The following is a 5,558-nucleotide window of genomic DNA, read 5'->3' as shown; positions in this document are numbered from 1 at the left end:
GCATGCTTGAGATTGCCGATGTACTGCGGCAGGCGCCGCACCGCCGCCATGATGAGGGCCCAGGTGAGCTCGGCCGGTGCCACGGGCGAGCCCGAACCCTCCGCAACGGCAATACCGCGTTCGGTACACGCGACCACGTCGATATGCGGGCCGACACGCCCGGTTTGCACAATCAGCTTGAGCTTGGGCAGCTTCTCGATCAGCTGGCGTGGCATGTGGGTGCGCTCACGGTTGAGCACAATCACGTCGGCATCTTTGAGTCGCACCGACAACTGTCCCAGTCCCTTGACCGTGTTGGTGTAAACCTTGGCCGGATAGGCTTCCAGCTTGGCTGCGCAGTCGAGCTTTCGAACCGCATCCTGGTAATCATCAAGAATCACAATATTCATATGACGTGATTGTGCCTCGGCATTGACTGTGCGTGGGGCAGCGGATTTTTCTTGACACGGTTAGCATTGTCGCTTTTCAGAATTTTTTGAGGAGTACATCCATGTCAATTTCCATGTCATCTGCCAGTCTGCCAATTTTCACCACCACGCTGGGCAATCTGAGCCATATGCTGGACAAGGCGCAGGTCTTTGTGGATGTCAAGAAATGCGATCCCCTGGCGTTGACGCAGTACCGGCTGGCGCCCGACATGTTGCCTTTGTCCAGACAGGTTCAGATTGCCTGCGATGCCGCCAAGAATGCGATAGCGCGCCTTTCGGGCATGGAGGCGCCCAAGTTTGACGATGTTGAGGTGACACTGGCCGAGCTGAAGGCCCGTATTCAGAAGACGCTGGATTTCCTGGCCTCAGTGTCTGCCGACAAACTGGATGGTACGGAGCAAAAGGAAATCACGTTTCCGGTGGGACGTGATGCCAACCGGACCATGCGGGGCGAGGCCTACTTGAAACACTGGGCTTTGCCGAACATGTTTTTTCATGTGACCACGGCATATGCCATCTTGCGTCATAACGGAGTGGAGTTGGGCAAGAGCGATTACCTGCTGGGCGCCAACGCTTGAGGGCGGGCGGGGCGGTTCAGTGAAGTGCTGCTTCGCGTGCCGCCAGGCGGTCCAACTCGGCGCATACATCTGCCATGCGGCCCGAGATCAGCATGCGCCCGACATTGCCGGAGGCTTGGTCGGCTTCCAGGACGCGCACGATCCGCAAAGGCCTGCGTGTTGAACTGTTGGAAGGATTTTGGTGTTCGGCCCTTGTAAACCGGGAATTGCCAGCTATTGAATGTATAGCAGGTTCGCGGAAACGCTGGTCCAGGCCGACACACGTGGGCCTCCTCTTCGCGGTGGCGGGCAGGAGCCAGCGCCACAAGCCTTGCAGCGGGGCCAAAACGCTGGGAACGGCAAATAGTGCAATGCTCATTTGAAACCTTTCTATGGACGCCTACATCAGCATGGTGTTGCGGATCAATCCCACGGCCAGACCTTCAATTTCAAACGGTTCCCCAGGCTCCACCACGATGGTTTGGTAGTCCGGGTTTTCAGGGTGCAGCTCAATCCGGTCCTTGTTGCGCCGAAAGCGTTTGACGGTCACTTCATCGCCCAAGCGGGCCACCACAATCTGGCCATTCTTGGCATCCTTGGTGGATTGCACGGCCAGCAGATCGCCATCCATGATGCCGACATCGCGCATGGACATGCCGCGCACCTTGAGCAGATAGTCGGGCTTGTGCTGAAAGAGGCTGTTCTCCAGGTAATAGGTCTGGTCGATATGTTCCTGCGCGAGAATCGGGGCGCCCGCTGCGACCCGCCCAATCAGCGGCAAGACCAGCTGGCTCAAACCGGGAAGCGACAGGGAGTATTGCTTGCTGCGAGACTCATTGATGGAACGCAGGGCGTCACTCTTAAGTCGGATACCGCGCGAGGTGCCACTGACCAGTTCGATCACACCTTTACGTGCCAATGCCTGCAAGTGCTCTTCAGCCGCGTTGGCTGACTTGAAACCCAATTCGGTGGCGATCTCAGCCCGGGTGGGTGGCGCACCGGTGCGAGCAATGGCACTCTGGATGAGGTCCAGAATCTGCTGCTGACGGGCTGTGAGTTTGGGGCTTTCAAGCATGGCGACTCCTTTGAAGTACGATCGGTCTTACTGTTGGTCTATACACACTGTCTTGATATCCAGTAGCTGTATTTTTAACCAGTTTTTGAAAGTTTGCAAGCGATGGCCATAAATAATTTTGAAAAAATTGTGTTTCTGGGCACTGGTGGCACGATTGCCGGCACGGCGGCAAGCAGCGCCGACAACATTGCTTACACCGCCGCGCAGGTCGGGGTGAACCAGCTGCTGGACGCTGTGTCAGGCTTGTCGAGGGTGCTCGGCGGCCGGACGTTGGTGACCGAGCAAGTCGCCCAGATCGACAGCAAGGACATGAGTTTTGCCGTGTGGCAGCAGCTGGCATTGCGGGTGAGTCACTACCTGTCGCAGTCGGACGTGAAAGGTATCGTGATCACCCACGGTACCGATACGCTGGAAGAAACCGCTTTTTTCTTACACGCGGTGTTGCCGGCGTCGCAGGTCGCCAGCAAGCCGGTGGTGCTGACGTGTGCCATGCGGCCAGCATCCAGCGCGGCGCCGGACGGCCCGCAGAACGTGATGGATGCCGTCGCCGTCGCCGTCACGCCAGGGGCGCACGGTGTGGTCGCGGTCTGTGCCGGTACCCTGCATGGGGCGGTAGACGTGCAAAAGGTTCATCCCTATCGGCTCGACGCCTTCAACTCAGGCGACGCCGGCCCCTTGGGTTACGTCGAGGAAGGGGCTGTTCGTTTGGTTAGAAATTGGCCTCTAGCCCCCGTGGATATTGCGCAGTCAGCTATTGAAAATATAGCATCTGTGACACACTGGCCACGCGTGGAGATTGTGATGAGCTATGCGGGAGCGAGTGGCGCCATGGTGGATGCCCTCGTGTCTCAAGGTGACGCGCAGCGCCTGGATGCTGCGCCGGTGCGCGGGCTGGTGGTCGCCGCCACGGGCAACGGCACTGTGCATCATGAGCTCCAAGCCGCGTTGATCAGAGCGCAGACGGCGGGCGTCAAGGTGTTGCTTGCGACCCGCTGCGCCAGCGGACGCGTGCTGCCGACGCCGGGCAGCGTTTTTCCAGATTCAAAAGGGCTGTCGCCAGTCAAGGCGCGGGTGGCGTTGATGCTGGCGCTATTGCAGTGAGTTGCCGTGATGAGGTACGGCTTGCCGCGGTGATCAGCTCGCCAGCGCCTCAAACGCCCGGCTCGTTATTTCGTCCACGCCCCCGGTGCCGCTGATGGCGCGGTACTTCGGTGCGACGGTGGGCTCGGCCTTGGCCCAGTCGGAGTAATAGTCCACCAGCGGACGGGTCTGGGCGCTGTACACAGCCAGACGTTTTTTGACGGTTTCTTCCTTGTCGTCATCGCGCTGAATCAGGGGTTCACCGGTGAGGTCGTCGACGCCCGCAACTTTGGGCGGGTTGAACTTGACGTGGTAGGTTCGGCCCGATGCCGCGTGTGAGCGGCGCCCACTCATGCGCTCGATGATGGCGTCAAACGGCACGTCAATTTCCAGCACGTAATCGAGTTTGACGCCGGCCGCCTTCATGGCGTTGGCTTGCGGGATGGTGCGGGGGAAACCGTCAAACAGGAAGCCGGCCGAGCAATCGGGCTGGGCGATGCGTTCTTTCACCAGATTGATGATCAGGTCGTCACTGACCAGGCCACCCGAATCCATCACTTTCTTGGCGGCAATGCCCAGTGGCGTGCCGGCCTTGACGGCGGCGCGCAGCATGTCACCCGTCGAGATTTGGGGAATGCCGTACTTCTGGCAGATGAAGGTGGCTTGCGTGCCTTTGCCAGCGCCGGGTGCGCCCAACAGGATGAGTCTCATGGATGTCCTCGGGAATTTATGGAAATCAGGGTGCATTGTGGACGGCGTTTGCGCGCCAATCGCAATGCTTCTTTTGCTTGAAGAATAGCACGTGAGCGCTTCGGCCTGGCTTACAAGCGCGGCGATTCAAGCACCAAACAATTGACGCACCCGCGCCAGGTCTTCAGGCGTGTCCACACCGGGGCCGGGCGCGTGCTGCGAGACGTGGACCGCAATGCGGTGCCCGTGCCAGAGGGCACGCAGCTGCTCCAGTGCTTCCGTGATCTCAAGGGGCGCCTGTGGCAATCTCGGGAACTGACGCAAAAAACCGACCCGGTAGCCATAGATGCCGATGTGGCGCAAAGGCGCCGGACTGGGCCGCACGCCGGGCTGATCCCGCCCATGCGGGATCGGTGCGCGGCTGAAATACAGCGCCAGTCCCCGGGCGTCGAGCACCACCTTGACGACATTGGGGTTGGTGAAATCCACCCAGTTGTCAATCGCATGTGCCGCCGTGCTCATGCTGGCTTCCGGCCGCTGGGTGAGCAATTGCGCGACCGCGCCCACCAAAGAGGGGTCAATCAGGGGCTCGTCGCCCTGCACGTTGACCACGATTTCGTCGTCCGTCAGGCCCAGCAACTGACAGGCCTCGGCCAGCCGGTCGCTGCCCGACGGGTGGTCGGTGCGGGTCAGCAAAGCTTCGATTCCGTGCGCCTGACAGGCGCTGATGATCGCGGGGCTGTCAGCGGCCACCACCACGCGAACCCGGCCCGACGGGAGCGTGACCGACATCACCCGCTGCGCCACCCGCACCACCATCGGTGCACCACCAATGTCGGCCAGCGGTTTGTTGGGCAGGCGGGTGGAGGCGAGACGGGCCGGGATGAGAACCGTGAAATTCAAAGTCCGAGTTCCTCGTCGGTGAGCGTTCGCGCCTCGCTCTCCAGCAGGATGGGGATGCCGTCGCGCACCGGGTAGGCCAGTCGCGCGCTGCGGGAGGTCAGTTCCTGCTTCTCGCGGTCGTATTCCAGTGGCCCTTTGGTGACGGGGCAAACCAGCAATTCAAGTAGTCGTGTGTCCATGGGGAGATGATAGCTTTGGGTTTGATCGGTCCGCCAGCAAAACTGACAGCAAGGCATCGAGCTGGGCCATGAAGGCGGGCTCAGGGGTGAATACCAGGGGCACGGCCAGCGCATCCGACTTCTTTGGCCACAGTTTGACGGCATCTTTCTCGGTGCAAATGACGGTGTAGCCCTCGTATTCATTGCGCAACCAGCTATCAAAATCATAGTGGTCGGGCAACGCGACGGTGCGCGCGAGCTGCAGACCCTGAGCCCGCAGCATGGCGAAGAAGTCTTCCGGCTTGGCGATGGCGGCCAGCGCCAGCAGGGGTTTCGCACCTCCGCGCGCCAGTTCGGCCAGCGCAATCTGGCTGCCATCGGCCCGCAGCGCGTGCCGGGCCAGCGTGCGTTGCGCCGTGAAGCCGGCAAACGCCGGGTGCGCGCCGGTGTGCAGCACCAGGTCAGCCGCACGGGGCCAGGGTTCGCGCAAGGGGCCGGCCGGCAGCAAGAAACCGTTGCCGACGCCACGGTCGTCAAAAACGCAAATTTCAAGGTCGCGGTACAGGCCCAAATGTTGCAGGCCATCGTCGCAAACGATGACCTGGGTGTCCGGGTAGCGCGCCAGCAGGTATTTGGCCGCATCAAAACGGCGGGTCGCCACAAAAAC

7 protein-coding genes and 1 pseudogene are annotated in these 5,558 nt (G+C 60.8%); 2 read left to right on the top strand and 6 right to left on the bottom strand.

The genetic code is table 11. The features are described 5' to 3' along the window. Nucleotides 1-389: pseudogene (locus tag B3V69_RS00440) on the bottom strand (D-2-hydroxyacid dehydrogenase family protein); the annotation flags it as partial. Between the two features lie 101 nt (nucleotides 390-490). Here B3V69_RS00440 and B3V69_RS00435 point away from each other — a divergent pair. Next, a complete protein-coding gene (locus tag B3V69_RS00435) occupies nucleotides 491-1,006 on the top strand; it encodes a DUF1993 domain-containing protein (RefSeq protein WP_296442760.1) in 516 nt (171 codons plus the stop codon). A gap of 379 nt (nucleotides 1,007-1,385) precedes the next feature. Here the strand turns inward: B3V69_RS00435 and lexA are convergent, their stop codons facing one another. Further along, nucleotides 1,386-2,060 carry a transcriptional repressor LexA gene (gene lexA / locus B3V69_RS00430; protein WP_296442758.1) on the bottom strand — a complete coding sequence of 225 codons (675 nt, stop codon included), beginning with the start codon at nucleotides 2,058-2,060 and terminating at the stop codon, nucleotides 1,386-1,388. Between the two features lie 102 nt (nucleotides 2,061-2,162). Between lexA and B3V69_RS00425 the strand changes: the two genes are divergently transcribed. Next, nucleotides 2,163-3,161 carry an asparaginase gene (locus tag B3V69_RS00425; RefSeq protein ID WP_296442756.1) on the top strand — a complete coding sequence of 333 codons (999 nt, stop codon included), beginning with the start codon at nucleotides 2,163-2,165 and terminating at the stop codon, nucleotides 3,159-3,161. A 33-nt stretch (nucleotides 3,162-3,194) separates the two neighbouring features. Here B3V69_RS00425 and adk read toward each other — a convergent pair whose 3' ends face one another. From adk to lpxK, 4 genes are all read right to left on the bottom strand, one after another. Then, the gene (gene adk / locus B3V69_RS00420) at nucleotides 3,195-3,851 is read right to left on the bottom strand and encodes an adenylate kinase (protein WP_296442755.1); all 657 of its coding nucleotides are present in this window, start codon (nucleotides 3,849-3,851) and stop codon (nucleotides 3,195-3,197) included. 126 nt (nucleotides 3,852-3,977) lie between these two features. After that, the gene (kdsB, locus tag B3V69_RS00415) at nucleotides 3,978-4,733 is read right to left on the bottom strand and encodes a 3-deoxy-manno-octulosonate cytidylyltransferase (protein WP_296442753.1); all 756 of its coding nucleotides are present in this window, start codon (nucleotides 4,731-4,733) and stop codon (nucleotides 3,978-3,980) included. After that, nucleotides 4,730-4,912 (bottom strand): Trm112 family protein, encoded by a 183-nt coding sequence (locus B3V69_RS00410; protein ID WP_114971306.1) that lies wholly within the window; start codon nucleotides 4,910-4,912, stop codon nucleotides 4,730-4,732. Before B3V69_RS00410 ends, kdsB begins: the two co-directional genes overlap by 4 nt. Further along, nucleotides 4,893-5,558: tetraacyldisaccharide 4'-kinase (gene lpxK / locus B3V69_RS00405; RefSeq protein ID WP_296442749.1), on the bottom strand; the 666-nt coding region annotated here is incomplete at its 5' end. The genes B3V69_RS00410 and lpxK, both read right to left, overlap by 20 nt.

Origin of the sequence: Rhodoferax sp. UBA5149, from assembly GCF_002413825.1 — a bacterium.
In the GTDB taxonomy this organism is placed as follows: Bacteria; Pseudomonadota; Gammaproteobacteria; order Burkholderiales; family Burkholderiaceae_C; genus Rhodoferax.
Note: the sequence above shows the minus strand (reverse complement) of the source record. Positions and strands in the feature narration are given on the sequence as shown.

Bases quoted from the DNA above. Each gene is read 5' to 3' on its own strand.
- B3V69_RS00435 (WP_296442760.1), top strand. From the start codon at position 491: ATGTCAATTTCCATGTCATCTGCCAGTCTGCCAATTTTCACCACCACG.
- lexA (WP_296442758.1), bottom strand. From the start codon at position 2,060: ATGCTTGAAAGCCCCAAACTCACAGCCCGTCAGCAGCAGATTCTGGAC.
- B3V69_RS00425 (WP_296442756.1), top strand. From the start codon at position 2,163: ATGGCCATAAATAATTTTGAAAAAATTGTGTTTCTGGGCACTGGTGGC.
- adk (WP_296442755.1), bottom strand. From the start codon at position 3,851: ATGAGACTCATCCTGTTGGGCGCACCCGGCGCTGGCAAAGGCACGCAA.
- B3V69_RS00410 (WP_114971306.1), bottom strand. From the start codon at position 4,912: ATGGACACACGACTACTTGAATTGCTGGTTTGCCCCGTCACCAAAGGG.